Genomic DNA, 23,072 nt, shown 5'->3' with positions numbered 1-23,072 from the left:
TGCTCAGGGGCAAGCCTGGGCATGCCAAAGGAAGTGTTGGCGGATTTTTTCAGCGGCCCCGTTATTTGACGGCCGCTTCTCGCTCCACTCAGCCGCGATTGCCGCCAAGAAGCCGGTCGTAGACGGCGCCTATGGCGGTTGCTTCCTTTTCCAGGGCAAAATTCGCCCTGACGTGGCGCAGCGCGTTCTCCCCATGGGCAATCGCCAGTGCGGGATCGGCGGCATAGCGAGCGATTGCCCGCGTCAGCGCCTCACCGTCGCCGGCGGCGACGACCGAGCCGGTCTCGCCTTCGGCGATGAGTTCGGCATAGGCGCCGGCGTCCGAGGCCACGACCGCGGTGCGCGAGGCCATGGCTTCAAGCGGCGTCAGGCCGAAGCCCTCGTTGCGGGAAGGGGCGACGTAAAGCGTCAGGCGGCGATACCAGACTTTGATATCGGGCACTTCGCCCAGGAAGATGATGCGGTCGGCGAGGCCTGCGGCGGCGACTTCGGCCTTCAATTTATCGCCGAAGGCCACGTGCTCCGCGGTTACACGGCCGGAGACGACCGCCGTCCAATCCGGGTGCTGCGGCAGCAGCTCGATCATCGCCTTGACGAACAGATCGGTGCCCTTCTGATGGCGCACGCGGCCGAAGCAGCCGACAAGATAGCGGCCGGGCAGACCCGTCGCGGCGATGCCATCTTCGGCCGTTTCCGGCGGGTGGAACAGGGACAGATCGACGCCGTGCTGGATGACGGTATGGGGTACTTCGAGGAAGGAGCCGGAACGGTCGCTGGTCGCGATCACCGCGTCCATGCGGCGGATCAGCCATTTCGTGTAGGCGGTGTGGCGGCGTTGCGCGGCCGAGGTAAAGATGAGCTTCAGCGGCATGCGCAGGAGATGGCGGAGCAGGATGCCGACGGCCATCTCATTGTTGCGGCGGGCGTGCCAGACGCGATGGCGCCGGCGCGCCGGCCTGCGCCACAGACCAGGGAGCTGTGACCATCTCAGTTTCGGCAGGCCTTCCGGCAGGCCGGGACCGAGGGTCGCGATCCTCATGCCGAGCCAGATCTGGCACGGAATGAGCTGGACGATGGTCGACGTGACGCCGGAGAGCCGGCGCTTGAAATTGGGCGCGATGATCTCGACGTCACGCATATCAGGCAAGGGATGGGTCTCGTGGCTGGGCGGGCGATCAGCCCCAGGAAACCTGGAGGATTTCGTAGGCCTTGGAGCCGCCGGGAGCATTGACCTCGATCGAATCGCCGACTTCCTTGCCGATCAGCGCACGCGCGATCGGGGAGGAGATGGAGATGCGGCCGGCTTTGACATCGGCTTCCTGGTCGCCGACGATCTGATAGGTCTTTTCTTCCTCGGTGTCCTCGTCGACGAGCTTCACCTTGGCGCCGAACTTGATCTTGTCGCCGGACATCTTCGTCAGGTCGATGACCTCGGCGCGCGCCGTCAGGTCTTCCAGCTCGGTGATGCGGCCTTCATTGTGGCTCTGGGCTTCCTTGGCGGCGTGGTATTCGGCGTTTTCGGAAAGGTCGCCATGAGCACGGGCTTCGGCGATCGCCTCGATGATTCGCGGGCGCTCCTCCTGCTGACGCCAGCGCAGCTCTTCCTGCAGCTTGACGAAACCACCCTGTGTCATCGGTACCTTATCAACCATTTTTCTGTCCTTCACTCCCTGTGGCCGCCGGCCCTTGCTCCGCGCAGTCGGGTACACACAAAAGAAAACAGGTCCCGAAGGGGAGCTTCGGAACCGTGCCACAATCCTAGTTACGTGCTTATAGCAGATCGCCAAGGTCGATTTCCAGAAAATTCGCATGGATGAAACGCAACCCCCTGCGAGATCGACTGCTGCGCCGGAAAACAGCAGAGGCGGGAGCCGACGGATTGACATCATGCGTTAGAACATATAGTGAACATAGGGATGAAGAAGTCGCTCGCAGAACGCTTGGCCATTCTTTCGGACGCCGCCAAATATGACGCTTCCTGCGCTTCCAGCGGCACGGTGAAACGCGATTCGGGCACAAGCGGCGGGCTCGGCTCGACCGAGGGATCGGGCATCTGCCATGCTTACGCGCCGGATGGGCGGTGCATTTCGCTCCTGAAGATCCTGCTGACGAATTTCTGCGTGTACGACTGCGCCTATTGCGTCAATCGCTCGTCCAGCAATGTCGAACGGGCGCGTTTTACGCCCGAAGAGGTTATCTGGCTGACGCTGGAATTCTATCGCCGCAATTATATCGAAGGTCTCTTCCTTTCCTCCGGCATCATTCGCTCGTCCGATTACACCATGGAGGAGATGGTCCGCATCGTCCGCGAATTGCGGGTGGCCCATAATTTTCGTGGCTATATCCATCTGAAATCGATCCCCGAGGCGTCGCCGCGGCTGATCGAGGAGGCGGGGCTTTATGCCGACAGGTTGTCGCTCAATATCGAACTGCCGACGGATACCGGCATCACCCGCTTGGCGCCGGAAAAGAAGCCTGCCAATATCCGGCGTTCGATGGCTGATCTCAGGCTGAAGATCGAGGCCGCCGGCGAGCGGACGCTGAAAAGCAAGAAACGTCAGCGTTTCGTCCCGGCCGGTCAGAGCACGCAGATGATTGTCGGCGCCGACGGCGCGAGTGATGCGACCATCCTTGCGACCAGCTGCCGGCTCTACAGCAGCTATGGCCTGAAGCGTATCTATTATTCCGCCTTCAGCCCGATCCCGGATTCGTCGAAAAACCTGCCGCTGATCAAGCCGCCGCTGATGCGCGAACACCGGCTCTACCAGGCCGACTGGCTCTATCGTTTCTATGGCTTCGGCATCGACGAGATCACCGCCAACCAGGCGGGCGGCATGCTCGATCTGAATCTCGACCCGAAGCTCGCCTGGGCGCTCGCCAACCGGGGCGAATTTCCCGTCGACATCAACAGGGCCGAACGTGAACGATTGCTGCGTGTGCCCGGTCTCGGCACCAAGACCGTCAAGGCGATCGTTTCGGCGCGCCGGTTTCGCCGCCTGCGGCTCGATGATCTCTCGCGGCTCGGCGTTTCGATCAAGAAGGTCCAGTCCTTCATCTCGGCGGAAGGCTGGTCGCCGCGCCGGCTGATCGACAGGCCGGACCTTCGCGCCATGTTCGAGCCGCAGCCTGAACAATTGTCTCTGCTGTGATGCGCCGGGTCGTGCTTGCAGGACGCGGTGAACTTGGCGAATGGCGCGACGCCGCACGTGCCCTGGCGGCCGCCGGCATCGTGCCCGACGACATCGACTGGCGCGAAAGAAGCGCGGAGGCCGATCTCTCGTTTCAACGCGACGCCATGCCGCCGGCGCCGGCGGCGTCATCCAAGCCAATGACCGTGTCGCCCGCCTTCATCGAGCTTGCCGAGACGGTTCTCTGTCACTCCGATCCGGCGCGGTTTTGCCTGCTTTACCGCCTGCTCTGGCGGCTGCAGCTGGACCGGCAGCTGCTCGAAGTGACCTCCGACGAGGATGTCGTGCGTGCCCGGCTGATGGCGAAAAACGTGCATCGCGACGCGCACAAGATGACCGCCTTCGTCCGCTTCAAGGAGGTTGGCGCGGTTTCGGCCGGGCGGCGTAAATTCATCGCCTGGTTCGAGCCGGACCACCACATCGTCCGGCGCACGGCACCCTTCTTCCAACGGCGTTTCACCGACATGGACTGGTTGATCGCCACGCCCAAGGGCTCGGCCGCCTGGGACGGCGAGCGGCTGACGATCCGCGACGAACCCTGCGAGAAGCTCAATCTTACCGACGTAACCGATGAGCTTTGGCGCACCTATTATGCCAGCATCTTCAATCCGGCTCGGGTGAAGGTGAAGGCGATGCAGGCGGAAATGCCGAAAAAATACTGGAAGAACCTGCCGGAAGCCGATCTCATTCCTGGCTTGATCGCATCGGCCGAAAGCAAGGTGCGAAAGATGGCGGCAAGGGAGGCAACGCGATCGCTGCCGTTTCACGACCGGCTGCAGCAGGCTGCGCGCAACCTTCCCCCAGAACCTGAAGCGCCGGCCGGCACGCTGGAGGCGCTGCGCGCCGAGGCTGCCGTCTGCACCCGTTGTCCGCTTCACGCCAAAGCCACGCAAACCGTATTCGGGGAGGGGCCGCACGATTCGGCGGTGATGTTCGTCGGCGAGCAGCCGGGCGATCAGGAGGATATTGCAGGGCGCCCTTTCGTCGGTCCTGCGGGCAAGCTTTTCGATCAGGCAATTGCGGAGGCGGGCATCGACCGATCGACGCTTTATGTCACCAATGCCGTCAAGCATTTCAAATACGAGCCGCGCGGCAAGCGGCGCATCCATCAGAAGCCCAATATGGGTGAGGTGAAGCATTGCCGCTGGTGGCTCGATCTGGAGATAGCGCTCGTTAAGCCGAAACTGATCGTCGCTTTGGGGGCGACGGCGCTTGCGGCGCTGACCGATGTGAAGGAGCGCTTGGAGGATGTCAGAGGAAGGGCGATGGCGATCGAAGGCGGGCGCACGCTCTTCGTGACGGTGCATCCGTCCTATCTGCTGCGCATTCGCGATGAACGGCTGAAGGCGGAGGAAATGGCGCGTTATCGCGAGGATATGGTGGAGATTCAGCGGCTTATGAGGGCGTCCGCATAAGTTGATTCTGGTTGAGCCCATCGTCAGCGCTCAAGGAGCGCCGACGCTGTTCCAGTTCATACTCTATTCCGGACGCAAATCGCGGGCTTAGTTTTGCTGGAGTTGCCCTGATCTCAGGCGAAGTAGCTCTGCAGCGGCCGGACTTCGAGATTGCCGGCCTTCAGCGCCTTGATCGCCTGGGAGGCGGCTTCGGCGCCGGCCATCGTCGTATAATAGGGCACCTTCTGCATCAGCGTCGCGCGGCGCAGCGACTTGGAATCCGAGATCGCCTTGTTGCCGTCGGTGGTGTTGATGACGAGCTGGACCTGGCGGTTGCGGATCGCATCCTCGATATGCGGGCGACCTTCCAGAACCTTGTTGATCTTGGTGGCGGTGATGCCGTTTTCGCCGAGGAAACGGGCGGTGCCGCCGGTCGCCAGCACCTTGAAACCCTGTTCGACGAGAATGCGGATCGCCGGCAGCACGCGTGGCTTGTCCTCGTCGCGCACCGAGACGAAGACCGTTCCGTCACGCGGCAGCTCGACGCCGGCGCCGAGCTGCGACTTGGCGAAGGCGAGCGCAAAATCGGTGTCGAGGCCGATGACTTCACCGGTCGAGCGCATTTCCGGGCCGAGCAGCGTGTCGACGCCGGGGAAACGAGCGAAGGGGAAGACGGCTTCCTTGACGGCGATGTGCGTCAGCTTGCGCGGATCGGGCTTTTCGCCATAGGCGGCAAAGGTCGCGTCGAGTTTCTCGCCGGCCATGACGCGGGCGGCGATCTTGGCGATCGGCGCGCCGATGGTCTTGGCGACGAAGGGCACGGTGCGCGAGGCGCGGGGATTGACTTCGAGCACGTAGACGGTGCCGTCCTTGATGGCGAACTGGACGTTCATCAGGCCGCCGACATTCAGCGCTTTCGCCATGGCTTTGGCCTGACGCTCCAGTTCGTCGAGCAGTTCGACAGGCAGCGAGCGGGGCGGCAGCGAACAGGCGCTATCGCCGGAATGGATGCCGGCTTCCTCGATATGCTCCATGATGCCGGCGACATAGACATCGGTACCGTCGGAAAGGCAGTCGACGTCGACTTCGATAGCATGGGTGAGGTAGCTGTCGAAAAGCAGCGGGTTCTTGCCGAGCAGGGTGTTGATCTGGCCGGTCTTGTCGTTGGGATAACGCTGTTTGATGTCCTCGGGCACCAGTTCCGGAACCGTGTCGAGCAGATAGGTCTGCAACTGGCCCTCCGAATGCAGGATCTGCATGGCGCGGCCGCCGAGCACGTAGGACGGGCGCACGACCAGCGGGAAGCCGATTTCGGCGGCGACGAGACGCGCCTGCTCGACCGAATAGGCGATGCCGTTGTTCGGCTGGTTGAGGTCGAGCTTCATCAGCAGCTTCTGGAAGCGGTCACGGTCTTCGGCAAGGTCGATCGCGTCGGGCGCGGTGCCGAGGATCGGAATGCCGTTCTTTTCCAGCGCCTCGGCAAGCTTCAGCGGCGTCTGGCCGCCGAACTGGACGATGACGCCGACGACTTCGCCCTTTTCCTGCTCGGCGCGGAGGATCTCGATCACGTCTTCCGCCGTCAGCGGCTCGAAATAGAGACGATCGGACGTGTCGTAGTCGGTCGAGACGGTTTCCGGGTTGCAGTTGATCATGATCGCTTCATAGCCCGCATCCTTCAGCGCGAAGGCGGCGTGGCAGCAGCAATAGTCGAACTCGATGCCCTGGCCGATGCGGTTCGGGCCGCCGCCGAGGATGACGACCTTCTTGCGGTCGGAGACCTGAGCTTCCGAGCGGGCAGCGCCGACGAAAGGCGTCTCATAGGTCGAATACATGTAGGCGGTCGGCGAAGCGAATTCGGCCGCGCAGGTGTCGATGCGCTTGAAGACAGGGCGGACGTTCAGGCCGTTGCGCAGTTCGGCGACTTCCTTCGGGCGCTTGCCGGTGAGTGTCGCAAGGCGCGCGTCGGAGAAACCCATCGCCTTCAGCATGCGCAGGTTGGCGGCATCGCCGGGCAGGCCATGTTCGCGGATGCGGGCCTCCATGTCGACGATGTTCTTGAGTTCGGCGATGAACCAGGGGTCGATCTTGCAGCCTTCGTGCACCTCTTCGATGCTGAGGCCCTGGCGCAGCGCCTGGGCGACCATGCGCAGGCGATCGGGTGTCGGTGTGCCGATGGCGGCGCGGATGGCGTTCTGGCTGGATTCGCCTTCCTCGAAATCGGGGATTTCGATTTCGTCCAGGCCGGTCAGGCCGGTTTCCAGGCCGCGCAGCGCCTTCTGCAGCGATTCGGCAAAGGTACGGCCGATCGCCATGACTTCGCCGACCGATTTCATCGCGGTCGTCAGAACCGGCGAGGCGCCGGGGAATTTCTCGAAGGCGAAACGCGGAATCTTGGTGACGACATAGTCGATCGACGGTTCGAAGGAGGCGGGGGTCGCGCCGGCGGTGATGTCGTTTTCCAGTTCGTCGAGTGTATAGCCGATGGCGAGCTTCGCAGCGACCTTGGCGATCGGGAAGCCGGTGGCCTTGGACGCCAGCGCCGAAGAGCGCGAGACGCGCGGGTTCATTTCGATGACGACGAGGCGACCGTCCTTCGGGTTGACGGCGAACTGCACGTTCGAGCCGCCGGTCTCGACGCCGATCTCGCGCAGCACCGCGATCGATGCGTTGCGCATGATTTGGTATTCCTTGTCGGTCAGCGTCAGCGCCGGGGCGACGGTGATCGAATCGCCCGTATGGACGCCCATGGGATCGATATTCTCAATCGAGCAGATGATGATGCAGTTGTCCGCCTTGTCGCGGACGACCTCCATCTCAAACTCCTTCCAGCCGAGCACGGATTCTTCGATCAGCACTTCGGTGGTGGGCGAGGCGTCGAGGCCGCCGCCGACGATCTCGAAGAATTCCGAGCGGTTATAGGCAATGCCGCCGCCGGTGCCTCCGAGCGTGAAGGAGGGGCGGATGATGGCAGGCAGGCCGACATGGTCGAGCGCCTGGGCGGCAATCGCCATGGCGTGGTTCAAATAACGCTGCTTGCGGTCGCTCTCGCCGAGATTCCACTGGTTTTCCAGCTCGTCCAATGCCTTGTCGAGGTCGGAGCCGGAGAGGCTTTCGCGCAGCTTGCTGCGCTCGGCCTCGTGCGTCTTGCGGTCGAGGTCCTTGATATCGGTGGCGTTCGCCAGCATAGAGCGCGGCGTTTCCAGGCCGATGCGGGCCATCGCCTCGCGGAACAGCGCGCGGTCTTCGGCCATGTCGATGGCGGCGGGCTTGGCGCCGATCATCTCGACATTGTAGCGGTCGAGCACGCCCATGCGCTTCAGCGAAAGCGCGGTGTTCAGCGCCGTCTGGCCGCCCATGGTCGGCAGCAGCGCATCCGGGCGTTCCTTGGCGATGATCTTGGCGACCACCTCGGGGGTGATCGGCTCGACGTAAGTGGCGTCGGCCAAGCCCGGATCGGTCATGATCGTCGCCGGATTGGAGTTGACGAGGATGACGCGGTAGCCTTCCTCCTTCAGCGCCTTGCAGGCCTGGGTGCCGGAATAATCGAATTCGCAAGCCTGGCCAATGACGATCGGTCCCGCGCCGATGATGAGGATCGATTTGATGTCTTGGCGCTTCGGCATGGGCGATATCCATTGTCTGGCTGCGCAGAAAGCCGGCCAGGGTGGAGATCACCGGGTCGGTTGCGCATGCTGGGTCTTTTCAGGCTAGAAGCGGCTTATAGGCAAATGTATTTGCAAACGGAACCCCATAAATCGCGGAATCGACAGGAATCCGGATATGGCGTGAAACCTATTTCTCGTCCGGCACGACGAGCACCCGAATTTCGCCGCTGCGGGCCGGATTGGTGATCGCGTCCGGGGCCTCCTCCAGCCCGATCCGCCTGGATATCAGCGGGTCGACTCTGACGCTGCCGGAGGCGATGAGATCGGCGGCGCGGGCATGGGTGAAGGGATTGACGAAGGAACTGATCAGCGCGACTTCGCGAAACAGCAGATCGAAGGGTTCGATCTCGATCGTGGCGCCCTGCGGCATGACGCCGAGAATGACGGCGGTGCCGCCGCGTCGGGCAAGCCGGGGCGCCTGCTGCATCGTCTCGGCCACACCGGCGCATTCGAAGACGACGTCGGCGCCGCCGGGCAGAAGCCCGTCTTCGGCGATGATACGGGCAACGAGATCGACGTTACCGGGATCGGCCGTTGCCGTCGCGCCAAGGCTTTCGGCCAGCCGCCGCTTTTCGGCGCTGCGCGTCACCAGCACGATGCGGGTCGCGCCGGCAAGCCGTGCCAGCTGAATTGTGAGCAGGCCGATGACGCCGCCGCCGAGCACCAGGGCCGACGAGCCGGTTTTCAGCCCGGCGAGATCGACGCCGTGGATGCAGCAGGCGAGCGGCTCGCAGAAGGCGCCGTGAAGCGGATCGAGATCGGTCGGCAGAGCGAAGGCCTGACTTTCAGGCATGCAGACATATTCGGCGAAGCCGCCGTCGCGGTGGATGCCGATCGCCTGCAGCTTTCGGCAGAGATTGACGCGGCCGCGCCGGCATTCCTCGCAGCCGCCGCAAGAGATGTTGGGATCGCCGGTCACGCGCATGCCGGGGAGAAAATCGGTCACGCCGGCTCCAACCGCCTCGACGATGCCTGCAAATTCATGGCCGAGCGTCACCGGCGGCTTGGAAGGAAATTCGCCATGGAAGATATGGCGGTCGGTGCCGCAGATGCCGCAGGCTTCGACGCGGACCAGCAGTTCGCCCGGGCCTGGTGCCGGCTTTTCGATCTCGCACAGCCCCAACTTTCCTGTTGCTTCCAGGCGTACGGCCTTCATCGGCTTGTCCTCCCGTTTTCTCCTCGTCATCAGGAAGAGCCAAAGCCGGAGTCCCGTCAAGCGCTTGGGACGTCTTCTTTATGTGAAGCCGGGTGCCGACCGGCTGCATCCGCGCTGCGATCGCCGTGCCAAAGAGCCGGCCTATCGCCCGATGAAGCAGCTGGAATTCCCTGCGTCGACGGATATATAGATTCCTTGAGTGCAAGCACGGGCATTGCCGGGAGAGAAAAGATGGAATGGAGAGGCCGGCGTCAGTCCGACAATATCGAAGATCGCCGCGGCGATCCGAGCAGCGGCGGGTTCGGCCGCGGCGGCGGCTTCAGCTTTCCTTCCGGCGGCGGCGTTCGCCGCGCTGGCGGCGGGTTGAGCATCGGCACGATCATTTTCCTCGTCATCATCTATTTCATCTTCAAGATGATGGGCGTCGATCTGCTGCAGGTGCTCGACACCGGCAGCATGACGAGCGGCCCCGGCTACGAGCAGAGCCAGTCCGAAGGCACGCGCACGCCCGCCAATGACGAAATGACCGCCTTCATGCGCACTGTGCTCGCCGAGACCGAGGATACGTGGAACGGGATCTTCCAGTCGCAGGGCCGGACCTACGAGGAGCCGCGCCTCGTGCTGTTCTCGGGCGCGACAGCATCGGCCTGCGGCTCGGCATCGGCAGCGACCGGGCCGTTCTACTGCCCCGGCGATCATAAGGTCTATCTGGACACGGATTTCTTCCAGGAACTCTCCGACCGGTTCGGCGCTTCGGGCGATTTCGCCGAAGCCTATGTCGTCGCCCATGAGGTCGGCCACCATGTGCAGAACCTGCTCGGCATCCTGCCGAAGTTCAATGAGGCCCGCAAGCGCATGAGCGAGGAGGATGCCAACAAGATGTCGGTGCGCGTCGAGCTGCAGGCCGATTGCTTTGCCGGCATCTGGGGCAAATTTACCCAGCAGAAGGGGCTGCTGGAGTCCGGCGACCTGGAGGAAGCACTGAACGCCGCCCAGCAGATCGGTGACGACACGCTGCAGAAACGGTCGCAGGGTTACGTCGTGCCTGAGAGTTTCAACCACGGCACCTCTGCGCAGCGCGTCCGATGGTTCAAACGCGGCTTCGACAGCGGCCAGCTATCAGCTTGTGACACGTTCTCGGGGCCGGTTTAAGGTCGCAAAGGTTCTGCCGTGAGGGGGCGACACGCGTAAACCTTCGCTTCAGGCCCCTCGGCCCACGCCTTACTTCTCACTATCCATATGCTGCAGCATCTGCTCCGGATAACGCCCGCCGGCGGCAGCGCCCTTCGGCACGGCGCGTTCGATGGCTTCGAAATCGTCTGCCGACAGATCCACCGCACGTGAGCCGAGCGCTTCGGTGAGCCGGTCGCGGCGGCGCGCGCCGATGATCGGGACGATATCCTTGCCCTTGGCGGCGACCCAGGCGATGGCGATCTGGGCGACCGAGACGCTCTTTGCCTCGGCGATCTCGCGGAGTTTTTCCACGAGGGCGAGGTTCTGCTCGATATTGCCGTCCTGGAAGCGCGGGCTGTAGGCGCGAAAGTCGCCGGCCGCGGCCAAGCCCTTCTGCCAGTGGCCGCTGATGAGGCCGCGCGAGAGCACCCCGTAAGCGGTGATCGAGATGCCGAGCTCGCGTGTCGTCGGCAGGATCTTCTCTTCGATGCCGCGAGAGACCAGCGAATATTCAATCTGGAGATCGACGATCGGCGCGACAGCGGCGGCACGGCGGATCGTCTCGGCGCCGACTTCCGACAGACCGATATGTCGGACATGACCGGATTTCACCAGATCGGCGATGGCGCCGACGGTGTCCTCGATCGGCACATTCGGATCGAGGCGGGCAGGGCGGTAGATGTCGATATAATCGAGGCCGAGACGCTGCAGCGAATAGGCGAGGAAGTTCTTCACCGCGACCGGGCGGGCATCGATGCCGTCCCAGCTGCCGGCAGGATCGCGCAGCGCGCCGAACTTGACGCTAATGATGGCATTTTCGCGCCTGCGGCCCTTCAAAGCCTCGCCGATCAGCATTTCGTTATGGCCCATGCCATAAAAATCGCCGGTGTCGAGCAGGTTGACGCCCGCATCGAGCGCGGCATGGATCGTCGCGATGCTTTCGGCGCGGTCAGAGGGGCCATACATCCCCGACATGCCCATGCAGCCGAGGCCGATGACCGAGACTTCGGGTCCCGTCTTTCCCAAGCGATAGGTCTGCATTGTCTTCTCCTTGATTTGCGCCGTGCGGCGCCGTCGCATGCCGTTTTACTGCCTAAGCAACTCGGCGATAATCCGATGGATGCCGAACGGGCTGTGCATGGGAATGCACAATGAATGACGCTGCTCTTTGTGATCTGGACGCCGTTGCCGCGAGGGCAATAGCTGACCACGACCCCGCTGCGCCCGGCGGTTGAGGGATTTCATAAACTTCCCGTGCTGCTGCATCAAAAACTTTGAAATGTTCACGGATTGTTTCACGTTTCTTTCTGAGCTATGTCACTTGAGCGGCGACGAGATCGTCTTTTCAGAAACAATTCGCTGTAGAGATGCCTTATGCTTGACCCGAAATTCGTTCGCCGCGGCCTTTTCCTGGTCTTCGTCATTCTCTTCCTCGACATTATCGGCATCGCCATCATCATGCCGGTGCTGCCCGCCTATCTGGAGCAACTGACCGGCGGCAGTGTCAGCGATGCGGCGATCGACGGCGGCTGGCTGATGCTCGTCTACGCCGGGATGCAATTCCTCTTCGCACCGCTGCTCGGAAACCTGTCCGATCGTTTCGGCCGTCGGCCGGTGCTTCTGCTTTCGGTGCTGACCTTTGCGATCGACAATTTCATCTGCGGCATCGCCACCAGCTTCTGGATGCTGTTCGTCGGCCGCGTGCTCGCCGGCATCAGCGGCGGCAGCTTCGCCACCTGCTCGGCCTACATCGCCGATATCAGCACCGAGGAGAACCGGGCGAAGAATTTCGGGTTGATTGGCATCGCCTTCGGTGTCGGCTTCACGATCGGCCCCGTCATCGGCGGGTTCCTCGGAGAGTTCGGGCCGCGTGTGCCGTTCCTTGGCGCGGCAGCGCTGTCGCTCCTCAATTTTATCGCCGCCTGCTTCCTGCTGCCGGAAACGCTGGAAGCGAAGAACCGCCGCCGCTTCGAGTGGAAGCGCGCCAACCCGCTCGGCGCGCTTCGCCAGATGCGTCACTACCCTGGCATCGGCTGGGTCAGCCTCGTGATGTTCCTGTTTTTCCTTGCGCATGCCGTCTATCCCTCCGTCTGGTCGTTCGTCTCGACTTATCGTTACGGCTGGAGCGAGGGGCAGATCGGCCTGTCGCTCGGTATCTACGGGATCGGCGCCGCGCTCGTCATGGGGCTTGTCCTGCCGCGGATCGTGCCGCTGCTTGGCGAGTGGAAGACGGCTGTCCTCGGCCTCTGCTTCTCGGCTGCAGGGCTGACCGGCTATGCCTTCGCCTGGGAGGGGTGGGTCGTCTACGTCGTCATCGTCGCGACCGTGATGGAAAACGTCGCCGATCCGCCGCTGCGCAGCATCGCCGCCGGCAAGGTGCCGCCTTCGGCGCAGGGCGAGTTGCAGGGCGCGCTGACCAGTCTCAGCAGCATCACCACGATCGTCGGGCCGCTGATCTTCACACAGATGTTTGGTTATTTCACGCGGCCCGAGGCGGCCGTCACCTTTGCCGGTGCGCCTTATCTCACCGCCGCCGTGCTCATCTTCTTGGCCGCCGCGGTATTCCTCACCAGGGTTCGGGTCCGTGAGCCGGCCGAGGCGCTGGAAGCGGCCGGCTGATCAATCAGAAATAGTGATGCCATGATGAATTTTTCATCATCTGCCCGTTCTGGGGTAGTTCTTTGCGAGGCTTTGATTTAAGTCCGAAGGATATTTTGCCGCATACTTGCGCGGCGTTGCAGATTTCAATCACAGGACTGGTGTCATGGACACGCCGATCGACGCGCGCAGGCTTGCGCCGACAAACGATAACCGTTGGGGCGCACATTTCCGCGCAACGCTGGCGCTCGGTATTCCCCTGATCGGCGCCCAGCTCGCTCAGCTCGGCATCAACACCACCGACGTTATGATTGTCGGGCGTCTCGGCGCCGAGCATCTGGCGGCGATGGTGCTGTCGGCCCAGTTCCTGTTCACGATCCTGATCTTCGGATCGGGTTTTGCCATCGCCGTCATCCCGATGGTGGCGCAGGCCTATGGCCGCGGCGACATCGTCTCCGTGCGCCGGGCGCTGCGTATGGGCCTCTGGGTGGTGATCGGGTACTGGGTCATTATGCAGCCCGCCTTCTTCAATTCCGAGCAGATCCTTCTTTTCGCGCAACAGAAGCCGGAGGTGGCGAAGCTTGCCCATGGCTACATCATGATCGGCCAGTTCGGCGTGCTGCCGGCGCTGCTCTTCAACGTCATGCGGGCCCTCGTCAGCGCCATCGGCAAGGCGGGCATCATCCTCAATGTCACCATCGTCACCCTTGTGATGAATGCGATCTTCGCCTATGCCTTGGTGCTCGGCCATTTCGGCTTCCCCGCAATGGGGCTCGAAGGCGCGGCCATCGTGTCGGTCGTGGTGCAGACAGCTGGTTTCCTCTTCATCCTTGCCTTCGTCCAGAAGCGGGAGGAGACACGCCGCTACGAGATCTTCGTGCGGTTCTGGAAGCCCGACTGGCATGCACTGCTGGAAGTCATCCGACTCGGCCTGCCGATCAGCGTTACCGTGCTTGCCGAGGTCAGCCTGTTCACGGTGGCATCGCTCTTGATGGGCTACATCGGCACCATCGAGCTTGCCGCCCACGGCATCGCCCTTCAGTGGGCCTCGATCGCCTTCATGATTCCGCTAGGCCTCAGCCAGGCGGCGACAGTGCGCGTCGGCGTCGCGCACGGGCAGGGCGATTATGACGGGCTGGTGCGCGCTTCGATCATGGTTGTCGTCATCGCCTGCGCGATCTCGGCGGTGGGTTCGGTGTTCTTTGCCACGATGCCGCAATTCCTCGGCAGCTGGTTCCTCGACGTCAGCTCGCCCGAGGCGCCGCAAGTGCTGGCCTATGCCGGGCCGCTGATCGTCGTTGCCGGGCTTTTCCAGCTCGTCGACGGGCTGCAGGTGATCGCCAACGGATTGCTGCGCGGCCTGAAAGATGCGCGCGTGCCGATGATCATGGCGCTGATCGCCTATTGGCCGATCGGCTTCTTCCTTGCCTGGGCCTTTGCCTTCCCGCTCGGCTTCGGCGGCATTGGCATCTGGTTCGGCTTCCTCGTCGGACTGGCGGCTGCCGCCGTCATGCTCTGCGCTCGCTTCTACCTTCTTCTTCGCCGGGAAGGCGCGCCGGCCGGCGCTTGAGGCGCGCCGTCCTTCCTCAAGCGGCGACAGGTTTGTAGCTGGCGATATCGGCGCGAATGCCGAGACGGGCAAACATCTCCTGCGGATCGAAATTGGCGGCCTTGTGGGCGGCCGCGACGACTGCCCGCGCACGCTCGACGACCTCGGTATTTTCCCATTCGGCAATGGTGACGAAATTGAATTCGCCGGGACCGGCGACTTGCTCCAGCACCCTATGATCGATGAAACCCTCCTGCGCCTCCAGCAGTTTGTGGGTCATCATCACTTTGACGAGAAATTCCTCGCGCGCCGCAGCCGGCACGACGAACTTATCGACACGATAAAAAGCTCCGCTCATCCCTTTTCTCCTGCATCGGATGTCTGCGGGGCGTTTGTAATTCCTCAAGTATGGTTGAGGTCAATATGGAAGCGAAGACGTCCGGTCACTCACCTGGAATTGCGACCGCTTCCTGAAGCCGTCGTGTTTCAGATTGACGGCATTGCGTCCTATATCGTGGTTTAGCTGGGTAACAACTGTGCGCCAGCAGCGGTCGGTGGGCTCGACGTGAAAGAACGACCGTTTTGGGGCCGGAAGGAGACTGGCCGCATCTGGAGAGCTAGTCAGAAATGCAGACTTAGCGCAGGTGCAGTTCGGGTCTCCCCAGAACCCCATTTCGCGAACAGAACCGGGCACTTCCGCCGAAGCCCCGCTCGCCGCGTATCACCAGACGTTCAAGAAGCAAGAGACGGCCAACAACAACCAACGCCCGGTCGCCTCATCGAAGGCGACAGCACCATAGGGCCCGGCGATTGAGCGGAGCGGGAAAACCGGCGCCACGTGCCATCGAGAATGACGTCGCGCAAGACACGTGGGTCCTAGGTCAAGATCTTTGCCAGCAAGGCGATACCGTCTTTGATCCGGCTTTCGTCTATTGCACTGAATCCGAAAGCCAGGCCCGATCTTGGTGGAGGCGCAACCCAGAACCGATCAAGATCTTCTATTGCGATACCTGCGTTCGTCGCTCGGTTGATCACGTCATTGATGTCGACCGGTGTTCGGAAAAACGCAGCACAGTGTATCCCGGCCGACGTTGGAATCGGCTCCAGCAAGTCAGGGAGATGCTCAATCAGCGATTTGAGCACGGTATCATTCCTGGTGCTGTAGACGCTGCGCATTTTTCGTACGTGGCGCGCCAGATGGCCCTCAAGAATGAAGTCTGCCAACGTGGCTTGCAGGATCGCCGCGCATTGCCCGTCAGCAACGCGCTTGGCGGCGATCAGCGCGTCGCTTGCCCAGGGTGGGGATACCACAAAGCCCAGCCGCAAGCTGGGAAACATGCTCTTCGTAAAGGTGCCGACGTAGAAGACGACCCCAGACTCATCAAAAGTCTGCAGGGCGTCGTGCGGGCGGTCGCCGTATCGGAATTCACTGTCGTAGTCATCCTCGACAATGACGGCCGAATGTGTCTCGGCAAAAGCGAGCAACTCGGTTCGCCGCCTGGCGGACATAGTCACGCCAAGCGGAGATTGGTGCGTCGGCGTGACATAGATGACGCCGGCGTCTCGCGGCAGTTTGGAGACCACGATGCCCTCGGCATCGACGGGCACCGGCATTATCCTTGCGCCGGCGGTCGCGAACGCAAGCCTCGCTGGGCGGTAGCCGGGATCTTCGATCGCAACGACTGTCTTGCCTGATTGCACGAGGACTTGTGCGAGCAGCGAAAAGCCTTGTTGCGCGCCGTTGGTTACCACGACGTTCTCAGGCTGGCAGGAAATCGCGCGGGAAAACGACGCATGCTGCACGATGGCCTCACGCAAGACCTGGAGGCCTTCAGGCGGACCGGCCTCTTCACCTCGCCGAAGGGCTTGCCGCATCGCGCGACCTGACAGCCGTTGCCATATGTGATGAGGGAAATGCGCAACATCCGGGTGTCCGAACCTGAAATCGTAGCTGACGGTCTTTGGCACGCTGGTGCTGGGAATTGTCGGTGGGCGTCGCCACAACGGCGCAATCAGCGAGGTGAAATCTGAGTCAGGACGTCTTCGTTGACCGGAACGAAGACCCCGCATCTCGTTGACGAAGCTCCCGGACCCTACCTTGCCGCTCAGATAACCCTCGCTGAGCAGCAGGTCGTACGCAGCGACGACGCTATTGCGGGAAATCCCGAGCTCCAGCGCCAACTTCCGAGTGGGGGGCAATTGCGTTCCAGCGCGCAACCGACCGCTGACGATCGCTGTCCGAAGTTGTCGATGCAATTGGCTGACAAGCTGGCCCGTGTTTTTGTCGGGCAGCCGAATATCAAGCTCCAGCGCAAGGACCAAGTTGGGTCTCCACCAAGTCTGAGGGGTTGCGTCAAGCACCTCTACCGCATCACGAAGATTGGTTCCATGGATTTTGTGATAATCGGTCCTTTCGACAGTCCAATCTCCGTGCAACATTGATCGTCGTGAATTGGTCTAACGAACCTGAATGATCGGACCCAGGCACGGCGCCCACCGCACCTGCCGACAGCAGCCTTCGCACACTTGACCTTCAGTCGTCATAGGAGAACGAAATGTCCAAATCCATCCTCGACATGTCGATGTCACTCGATGGGTATATCGCCGACGAAAACGATTATCTTGGAGGCGAGGATGGAGAGCGGCTGCACCACTGGGCGGATGCGGACGAGGGATCCGCTCAAGCCGGGCCTGTCCGTGAATTCGAGGCCGAATGGAAGGCGGCCGGTTCAGTTCTTGCTGGCAGGCGGACTGCCGAGCTCATGGATCACTGGGGAGGCAGTCATGGCGGCGCTCCGATCTTCGTGCCCAGTCACCGGCCTCCGCCGCCCGCTGCCCGTTGGGGTTATCCGTTGGTGACCTACGTGAACGAAGGAATCGAGAGCGCGATGGCGCTGGCGAAGGCCGCGGCCGGTGATCGGGACGTGCAACTGCGGGGTGGTTACACGGCGCAAGAAGCACTCCGGGCCGGGGTGCTGGACGAGATCCAGATCCATCTGATCCCGGTGCTGCTCGGTCACGGCCGCCGGCTGTTCGATGTTTTGCCGTCAGAGATCGAGCTGGAGCTTGTCAGGGTAATCGACACGCCGGCGGCGACACACATCCGCTATCGTGTCCGTCGCCAAGCCAGTTTCTAGGGTCTGACGAGACGGGGCGCTCTACTATGCCTTGAAGCTGGCCAGCCACGAACATCTGCTCGATGCAAAGGGCCGTTTGCGGCGAGACCCCGTCTGGTGCCGACACCGATCCGGCCCTCTTACCGCTTGTTGACTCGCCGGCACTGGAGGCTGATGAAGTCGCAACGCTTGAAAACCTCAGGGAACTCCGTTCCGGCGTCATCGAGCCGGCTGTAATGCGCCACAACGGCCGCATCTTCAAGGTCGTGGGCGACGGTTTCCTGATCGAATTCAGCAGCGCGGTGGAAGCGGTCGCAGCAGCGTTGGAAATGCAACGGGCCACCGCTGCTGTCGGGCGCGGCGAGCACAGCCTCCTCGGGTGCCGATGAAACGCACAGTATGCAGGCGTCGCTGGCAAGAAGCGCCTGCTGCGCATGCACCAAAGCTTCGTTGGGTCCCGGCGCATCCAGTGCACACCACGCCTCATTTCCAAAGGTGAATTCCGTGAGGTTCAGTCCATAAGGGGAGCTGGATTTCTCGGCGTGCCCTCCAGCGAGCCGAGCTTTTCCACGACTGTCGATTTTCCGGTCTGTGAGGGTCCAAGCACGGTAAAGCAGCGCATCGGCAATCCTCCAACTGCCATAACCACAATTCTCAGCCATCATAGGATGCCCTGAACCGCTGCAAGGCGCCAGAGGTGTTCAGCTCCACAATGACCTGGAGAGGAACCGGTGTTCTGCTCCCACGCGGATTTTACAAGCTCCGGCCTCGAGCCTTTCGGGCTGTTTGAATCTAGCCCAGACCTACGGCCAAGCCGGTCGGGCGGCGTTTTCGGGGATTGCGATCAGGGCCGAAGTCTGGCCTTCCCGGTAGCGCCATCCGAGCCCGCAACACTACTGTCCGGCAAACACCACTTCATCCCAAGGTGGGCGCGCCGGGAAAACCTCATCGAGAAATGTCAGAAATGCTTTGACATTCGGATTGGCGCGGCGGCTCTCTGGCCAGAGCGCAATCATGCTGGAGCGGTCGACGGCGAAGGCGGCGAGGATCGGCACGAGTTCGCCGCGTTTCACATAGGGCGCGGCGATGTAGGTTGGAGAGATGCCGACGCCGCCGCCGGCGACGAGGACAGCGGCGACACCATCGCTTGTGTCCACCGTGATCCCAATCTCTGGCGTGGCCTCGAAGACTCGTTTTCCTGATGCAAAAGGCCAGCGAAGTGTCTGGCCCGAGCTCTGGAAGCGAAAATTGACGCAGTCATGCGCCGCTAGTTCGTCAGGATGTCGAGGCGTACCCCGTCGTCTCAGATACTCGGGCGAAGCAAAGGCGCAAAGGCGATGCGACGCAAGCCGTCGGGACTTCAAACGCGAGTCGGCCAGTGCTCCAACCCGAATGGCGACATCTATACCCTCCTCGATCATGTCTACGAACTGATCTCCCAGGCGCAGATCGATTGCGAGTTTCGGATGGCGTGCGCGCAAGCGAGGAAGCGCGGGACCGAGTATATGCACGCCGACCGGAAGTGGTGCGGATATCCGGAGAATGCCGGACGGTTCGGCGCGGGCGGCCATTGCGGCCTGCTCGATATCCTCGGCCTCCCGCAAGAGACGTAGCGCGCGATCGTGCAGATCGCGGCCCTCCGGCGTAAGCGTCAGAGAGCGCGTGGTGCGGAGGAACAGGACAATGCCGAGCTGCTGCTCGAGCCGCTGGACGCTCTTGCTGACGGCCGACGGTGACACCGCAAGCGCGCGGGCTGCCGCCGTGTAGCTTCCAAGGGACGCGGCCCGCGCAAAAGCAATCAGGCCAGTGAGACGTTCTATACCGATTTGTGCCATGATGGCATGAGTAAAGCGAATATTGGGCCAATTATCAATCGAAGGAGTTGGAATTACTTTCTGGCCATCGGCGCAATCGAGCGCCTCCAAAACGGAGCCAGAGCGATGGGCGCTCAATCAAACATCTCGGATACCCTTTCAGGCAAAACCATTCTCATCGTCGGCGGCACCTCGGGGATCGGCCTCGCCGCAGCCACTCAAGCCAAGTCCCTCGGCGCAAAAGTCATCGTGGTCGGATCTGACGCCGAACGGGCAAGACAAGCCGCAGAACAACATGGCCTCAGTGGCTGGAGGGCGGCTGATGTGACCAAGCGCGCCGCTATCGAATCCGCGCTCGCTGACATCGAACATGTCGATCACCTCGTCTTGCTGGCCGGAAGCTTCGTCGTCGGCCAGGTGCTGGAAGCCGATGTCGACCATCTCCGCCGCGCGTTCGAAGAGCGCGTCTGGGCGGCGATATATATTCTTCGGTCCCTTGGAGACCGGCTCGCTGCCGACGGTTCGGTGACATTCATCTCCGGAGCGCTGGGCGACCGGCCGAATGCCTATGGGACCGCGGTTCTCGCTGCCGCTTCGGCAGCGATGGAAGCATTGGCACGCGGCCTTGCGTTGGAACTCGCGCCGCGCCGGGTGAACACCCTTTCGCCGGGTCCGATCGATACTCCACTGCTCGGCAAGGCACTTGGCGACGGTCGCGACGCCTTTGTCCAGGGTCTCAGGGCAACATTGCCTTTACATCGTCTCGGGAGCGCCGAGGAAGCCGGGGCGGCAGTCGTATTCCTCATGGCGAATGGCTGGATGAACGGCGCGACGCTCAACCTCGACGGTGGATCGCGGCTGGTCTGAATGCTTTTCAGCTTTGCGAGCCAGAACTCTCCGAAATTTGTCGCTAGGGTTTTCGAACCCGTCTAGAAGGAATTCACTGAATGTCGACTGACCCAACCAAGGCAGCCCTGACCTTCTTCGGCCACTGGAACACCGGCCACATCGACGAGGCGATCGCCATGCTTTCCGAAGAACTGCTGTATGACAACGTACCGTTCCCGAACATCGTCGGGCGTGAGAATGTCCGAAAGTTTCACCGGGATTTCGGAATTGGAACGACATTCACGGTTGATTGGACGGTCACACAGATCGCGGCGGCCGGAAATGTCGTCCTTAACGAACGGCTTGATGTGTTCCTGCATGAGGGCGGTGGAAAAATCATACTTCCGGTCATGGGGACGCTGACGGTCGTGGAGGGAGTGATCACCGTATGGCGCGACTATTTCGATCCCTCTGATTTCGATCGGCAGTTGGCTCTCATCGCGAAATAACTCGATAGAATATATTGGCTGCTTATGGACGACAACGTCTCAGCATCAGGGCGGCACCGGCAGAATGAGCTGAACAACGGTGAAATCATTTTCTCGTCGAAAAAGCAGTGAGCCGTTGTGCGCTTTCGCGACCTCAGACGCGATTGTCAGGCCCAATCCCGAGCCGCGGGATTTGGGCCCTTTTTCGAACGGAGCAAGCAGCGATTGTGGGTCGGCAGCGAAACCATCTCCGTCGTCACGGATGATGATGCTCACGCTTCCTGGAAGAGGTTTGACCTCCACTTCCAGCTTGGAGGTCGCTCCGTGAGCCAAGGCATTATTGATGAGGTTTGAGATTGCCTCCCGGAGGCTGACCGCATCGACGGAAAGAACGATATCAGGGGTTGTAGGCCTGAAGCTGACGTCAATCTCCCTCGACATCGAAAGTGGCACCGCTTTCGACATTACAAGCTTGACAAACTCGTTGATATCCACGGGATCAAATCGAGCCGCATCGATGCGGTGGAGGATCATGGCATGATCGAGCAATTGGCCGGTGAGGCGCCCCAGTTCGTTGTTCCTTTCCCTTATCCGTGAGATTGAATCCTTTATTGCAGCATCGGACTTCGCATTTGAAAGCATCTCGACCTGTGCGTCGAGTGCAGCGAGCGGTGTGCGCATCTGATGTGCGGCATCTCCGATGAACCTCTGGAACATCGCGATTCGCTCGGACAGTCGGCGCATGAACCCGTCGATGGACTGGACGAGGTTGCGTATCTCGACCGGAGGCTCGGCATGAATCGGTGACAGATCGTCAGGATCGCGCGACTGGATCTCGTGCTCGATCTGTATGAGCGGTTTCAGGGCAAATCGCAGCGAGAGCGTGGTCGCCGACACGGCCAGCAAGAACATCACACCGATCACTACGAGCGCCTCGTATGTCAGCCTACGGGCGAGGCCGATGCGAGCATGTATCGTCTGTGCGACCGTGATCTCTGCCCAGCCGGTAACGGCGGGATTTTCGATTTTCTTCGAGATCGTGGCCATGCGCACGGGCTGATCCGCATAGACGCCATCTTCGAAAACCAACTCTTTCTGCGTCTGCTGAGGCAGCGCCGTGTGGGAAAGGTCCTCGCTCCCTGCAACGACAATACCCCGTGGGTCGACAATGCGATAGAAGACAAGATCGTAGGCAGCAAGGGCTGAGATGGTCGAGGCTGGAGGGTCCAGCGTCACGACACCGCCTTGCACAAAGACGTTTTCTGCAAACTGGACTGCACCGCTTCCAAGGAGCCGGTCATAGGCCTCTCGCGCTGCGGTATTGGCAGCGTAAAACGCCATGCAGCCTAAAATGACAGCTCCACCAGCAAGAACGCCTGCAACAAGCCCGAGTATCCTGACCCTGATCGATCGGCTGAATTCACGTAGAGACAATTTGATACCCAAGGCCGCGCAACGTTCGGATCTCCACGGAAGAGCCACTGAGCTTTCGCCTTATCCTGGCGACAAATTGCTCGACGGCGTTGGAGCTGGGATCCTGATCGAAATTGAAAAGCTGATCGACCAATTCTTCCTTGGAGAAAATTCTCTCCGGCCTTGAAGCGAGTATTTCAAGAACGGTCAACTCCCTTCGTGTGAGGCTGAGCGGCTGGCCATCGACCGCTGCCACTCGCGCCTTGCGGTCCACCACAAGAGCGCCGAAAGAAATGCGATTATCCGCCAGCCCGTCATTGCGTCTCATCAAGGCTCGCGCTCTCGCTTCCAGTTCTCCATAGTCGAAAGGTTTGGTCAAATAGTCATCGGCACCCAGATCGAGAGCGCTGATCTTCTCGTTGACTTCGGAGCGTGCCGTCAGCACAAGAACCGGCGTTTTCACGCGGCGGGAGCGAATGTTGCGCAGAACCTCGAGCCCGTCGCAGCCAGGCAATGTCAGGTCGAGAATAACCAGATCGTACGTCTGAACATTCAGGAGATCGATGGCATTGGCTCCATCGGCTTCCAGATCCACGGCGTGGCCCGCATTTTCCAAACGGATAGAGATCGCTTTCGCAATGTCCTCGGTATCCTCCACGATTAAAACTCGCACGCTCCCACGCCTCCCCG

18 protein-coding genes and 2 pseudogenes are annotated in these 23,072 nt (G+C 61.5%); 9 read left to right on the top strand and 11 right to left on the bottom strand.

From position 1 onward, the window contains the following. Nucleotides 1–88 precede the first annotated feature (88 nt). The gene (locus tag J2J99_RS15640; RefSeq protein WP_168297518.1) at nt 89–1,147 is read right to left on the bottom strand and encodes a glycosyltransferase family 4 protein; all 1,059 of its coding nucleotides are present in this window, start codon (nt 1,145–1,147) and stop codon (nt 89–91) included. 28 nt (nt 1,148–1,175) lie between these two features. Beyond that, a complete protein-coding gene (greA, locus tag J2J99_RS15635; RefSeq protein ID WP_004672775.1) occupies nt 1,176–1,652 on the bottom strand; it encodes a transcription elongation factor GreA in 477 nt (158 codons plus the stop codon). Between the two features lie 264 nt (nt 1,653–1,916). Between greA and J2J99_RS15630 the strand changes: the two genes are divergently transcribed. Both J2J99_RS15630 and J2J99_RS15625 read left to right on the top strand, forming a co-directional pair. Then, a complete protein-coding gene (locus J2J99_RS15630; protein ID WP_168297517.1) occupies nt 1,917–3,149 on the top strand; it encodes a putative DNA modification/repair radical SAM protein in 1,233 nt (410 codons plus the stop codon). After that, nucleotides 3,149–4,603: a UdgX family uracil-DNA binding protein gene (locus J2J99_RS15625; RefSeq protein ID WP_168297603.1), complete on the top strand. Its 1,455-nt coding sequence runs from the start codon at nt 3,149–3,151 to the stop codon at nt 4,601–4,603. Before J2J99_RS15630 ends, J2J99_RS15625 begins: the two co-directional genes overlap by 1 nt. Nucleotides 4,604–4,716: 113 nt before the next feature. Here J2J99_RS15625 and carB read toward each other — a convergent pair whose 3' ends face one another. Together carB and J2J99_RS15615 are read right to left on the bottom strand one after the other, a co-directional pair. Continuing rightward, complete coding sequence (gene carB, locus J2J99_RS15620; RefSeq protein WP_168297516.1) at nt 4,717–8,205, bottom strand: carbamoyl-phosphate synthase large subunit; 3,489 nt, start codon at nt 8,203–8,205, stop codon at nt 4,717–4,719. Nucleotides 8,206–8,374: 169 nt separating this feature from the next. Next, on the bottom strand, nt 8,375–9,403 hold the full coding sequence (locus J2J99_RS15615) for a zinc-dependent alcohol dehydrogenase family protein (protein ID WP_168297515.1): 1,029 nt from the start codon (nt 9,401–9,403) through the stop codon (nt 8,375–8,377). 231 nt (nt 9,404–9,634) lie between these two features. Between J2J99_RS15615 and ypfJ the strand changes: the two genes are divergently transcribed. Beyond that, nucleotides 9,635–10,555, top strand: coding sequence for a KPN_02809 family neutral zinc metallopeptidase (ypfJ, locus tag J2J99_RS15610; RefSeq protein WP_168297514.1), 921 nt, complete (start codon nt 9,635–9,637; stop codon nt 10,553–10,555). A gap of 69 nt (nt 10,556–10,624) precedes the next feature. On the opposite strand, the gene J2J99_RS15605 is transcribed toward ypfJ, so the two are convergent. After that, complete coding sequence (locus J2J99_RS15605; RefSeq protein ID WP_168297513.1) at nt 10,625–11,617, bottom strand: aldo/keto reductase; 993 nt, start codon at nt 11,615–11,617, stop codon at nt 10,625–10,627. Between the two features lie 333 nt (nt 11,618–11,950). On the opposite strand from J2J99_RS15605, the gene J2J99_RS15600 reads away from it, so the two are divergent. Further along, a complete protein-coding gene (locus J2J99_RS15600) occupies nt 11,951–13,195 on the top strand; it encodes a TCR/Tet family MFS transporter (protein WP_168297512.1) in 1,245 nt (414 codons plus the stop codon). A gap of 145 nt (nt 13,196–13,340) precedes the next feature. After that, nucleotides 13,341–14,744, top strand: a complete 1,404-nt coding sequence (locus J2J99_RS15595; protein ID WP_168297511.1) for an MATE family efflux transporter — start codon at nt 13,341–13,343, stop codon at nt 14,742–14,744. Nucleotides 14,745–14,760: 16 nt separating this feature from the next. Here the strand turns inward: J2J99_RS15595 and J2J99_RS15590 are convergent, their stop codons facing one another. Then, entirely contained in the window at nt 14,761–15,081 is a 321-nt protein-coding gene (locus J2J99_RS15590) for an antibiotic biosynthesis monooxygenase family protein (protein WP_168297510.1), read from the bottom strand. A gap of 518 nt (nt 15,082–15,599) precedes the next feature. Beyond that, complete coding sequence (gene pdxR / locus J2J99_RS15585) at nt 15,600–17,045, bottom strand: MocR-like pyridoxine biosynthesis transcription factor PdxR (RefSeq protein ID WP_205918916.1); 1,446 nt, start codon at nt 17,043–17,045, stop codon at nt 15,600–15,602. A gap of 233 nt (nt 17,046–17,278) precedes the next feature. Here pdxR and J2J99_RS15580 point away from each other — a divergent pair, with 233 nt between their 5' ends. Continuing rightward, a complete protein-coding gene (locus J2J99_RS15580) occupies nt 17,279–17,860 on the top strand; it encodes a dihydrofolate reductase family protein (protein WP_168297508.1) in 582 nt (193 codons plus the stop codon). Nucleotides 17,861–18,003: 143 nt separating this feature from the next. Next, a pseudogene (locus J2J99_RS15575) lies at nt 18,004–18,216 on the top strand (adenylate/guanylate cyclase domain-containing protein); the annotation flags it as partial. Here the strand turns inward: J2J99_RS15575 and J2J99_RS15570 are convergent. Next, nucleotides 18,175–18,461, bottom strand: a pseudogene (locus J2J99_RS15570) (elongation factor G); the annotation flags it as partial. The pseudogenes J2J99_RS15575 and J2J99_RS15570 overlap by 42 nt on opposite strands. A 271-nt stretch (nt 18,462–18,732) precedes the next feature. Continuing rightward, the gene (locus J2J99_RS15565) at nt 18,733–19,674 is read right to left on the bottom strand and encodes a LysR family transcriptional regulator (RefSeq protein ID WP_168297602.1); all 942 of its coding nucleotides are present in this window, start codon (nt 19,672–19,674) and stop codon (nt 18,733–18,735) included. A 105-nt stretch (nt 19,675–19,779) separates the two neighbouring features. Here J2J99_RS15565 and J2J99_RS15560 point away from each other — a divergent pair, with 105 nt between their 5' ends. Further along, the gene (locus tag J2J99_RS15560) at nt 19,780–20,520 is read left to right on the top strand and encodes an SDR family oxidoreductase (RefSeq protein ID WP_168297507.1); all 741 of its coding nucleotides are present in this window, start codon (nt 19,780–19,782) and stop codon (nt 20,518–20,520) included. A gap of 80 nt (nt 20,521–20,600) precedes the next feature. Further along, entirely contained in the window at nt 20,601–20,990 is a 390-nt protein-coding gene (locus tag J2J99_RS15555; RefSeq protein WP_168297506.1) for a limonene-1,2-epoxide hydrolase family protein, read from the top strand. A 45-nt stretch (nt 20,991–21,035) separates the two neighbouring features. Here J2J99_RS15555 and J2J99_RS15550 read toward each other — a convergent pair whose 3' ends face one another. Both J2J99_RS15550 and J2J99_RS15545 read right to left on the bottom strand, forming a co-directional pair. Further along, nucleotides 21,036–22,403, bottom strand: coding sequence for a sensor histidine kinase (locus J2J99_RS15550; RefSeq protein WP_246638829.1), 1,368 nt, complete (start codon nt 22,401–22,403; stop codon nt 21,036–21,038). Then, the gene (locus tag J2J99_RS15545; RefSeq protein WP_168297504.1) at nt 22,390–23,055 is read right to left on the bottom strand and encodes a response regulator transcription factor; all 666 of its coding nucleotides are present in this window, start codon (nt 23,053–23,055) and stop codon (nt 22,390–22,392) included. The genes J2J99_RS15550 and J2J99_RS15545 overlap by 14 nt, the downstream gene beginning before the upstream one ends. Nucleotides 23,056–23,072 lie beyond the last annotated feature (17 nt).

It is taken from the genome of Rhizobium binae (genome assembly GCF_017357225.1).
Lineage (GTDB): Bacteria > Pseudomonadota > Alphaproteobacteria > Rhizobiales > Rhizobiaceae > Rhizobium > Rhizobium binae.
Note: the sequence above shows the minus strand (reverse complement) of the source record. Positions and strands in the feature narration are given on the sequence as shown.

Coding starts and splice junctions, on each gene's coding strand:
- greA (WP_004672775.1), bottom strand. CDS start 1,652: ATGGTTGATAAGGTACCGATGACACAGGGTGGTTTCGTCAAGCTGCAG.
- J2J99_RS15630 (WP_168297517.1), top strand. CDS start 1,917: ATGAAGAAGTCGCTCGCAGAACGCTTGGCCATTCTTTCGGACGCCGCC.
- J2J99_RS15625 (WP_168297603.1), top strand. CDS start 3,149: ATGCGCCGGGTCGTGCTTGCAGGACGCGGTGAACTTGGCGAATGGCGC.
- carB (WP_168297516.1), bottom strand. CDS start 8,205: ATGCCGAAGCGCCAAGACATCAAATCGATCCTCATCATCGGCGCGGGA.
- J2J99_RS15615 (WP_168297515.1), bottom strand. CDS start 9,403: ATGAAGGCCGTACGCCTGGAAGCAACAGGAAAGTTGGGGCTGTGCGAG.
- ypfJ (WP_168297514.1), top strand. CDS start 9,635: ATGGAATGGAGAGGCCGGCGTCAGTCCGACAATATCGAAGATCGCCGC.
- J2J99_RS15605 (WP_168297513.1), bottom strand. CDS start 11,617: ATGCAGACCTATCGCTTGGGAAAGACGGGACCCGAAGTCTCGGTCATC.
- J2J99_RS15600 (WP_168297512.1), top strand. CDS start 11,951: ATGCTTGACCCGAAATTCGTTCGCCGCGGCCTTTTCCTGGTCTTCGTC.
- J2J99_RS15595 (WP_168297511.1), top strand. CDS start 13,341: ATGGACACGCCGATCGACGCGCGCAGGCTTGCGCCGACAAACGATAAC.
- J2J99_RS15590 (WP_168297510.1), bottom strand. CDS start 15,081: ATGAGCGGAGCTTTTTATCGTGTCGATAAGTTCGTCGTGCCGGCTGCG.
- J2J99_RS15580 (WP_168297508.1), top strand. CDS start 17,279: ATGTCCAAATCCATCCTCGACATGTCGATGTCACTCGATGGGTATATC.
- J2J99_RS15565 (WP_168297602.1), bottom strand. CDS start 19,674: ATGGCACAAATCGGTATAGAACGTCTCACTGGCCTGATTGCTTTTGCG.
- J2J99_RS15560 (WP_168297507.1), top strand. CDS start 19,780: ATGGGCGCTCAATCAAACATCTCGGATACCCTTTCAGGCAAAACCATT.
- J2J99_RS15555 (WP_168297506.1), top strand. CDS start 20,601: ATGTCGACTGACCCAACCAAGGCAGCCCTGACCTTCTTCGGCCACTGG.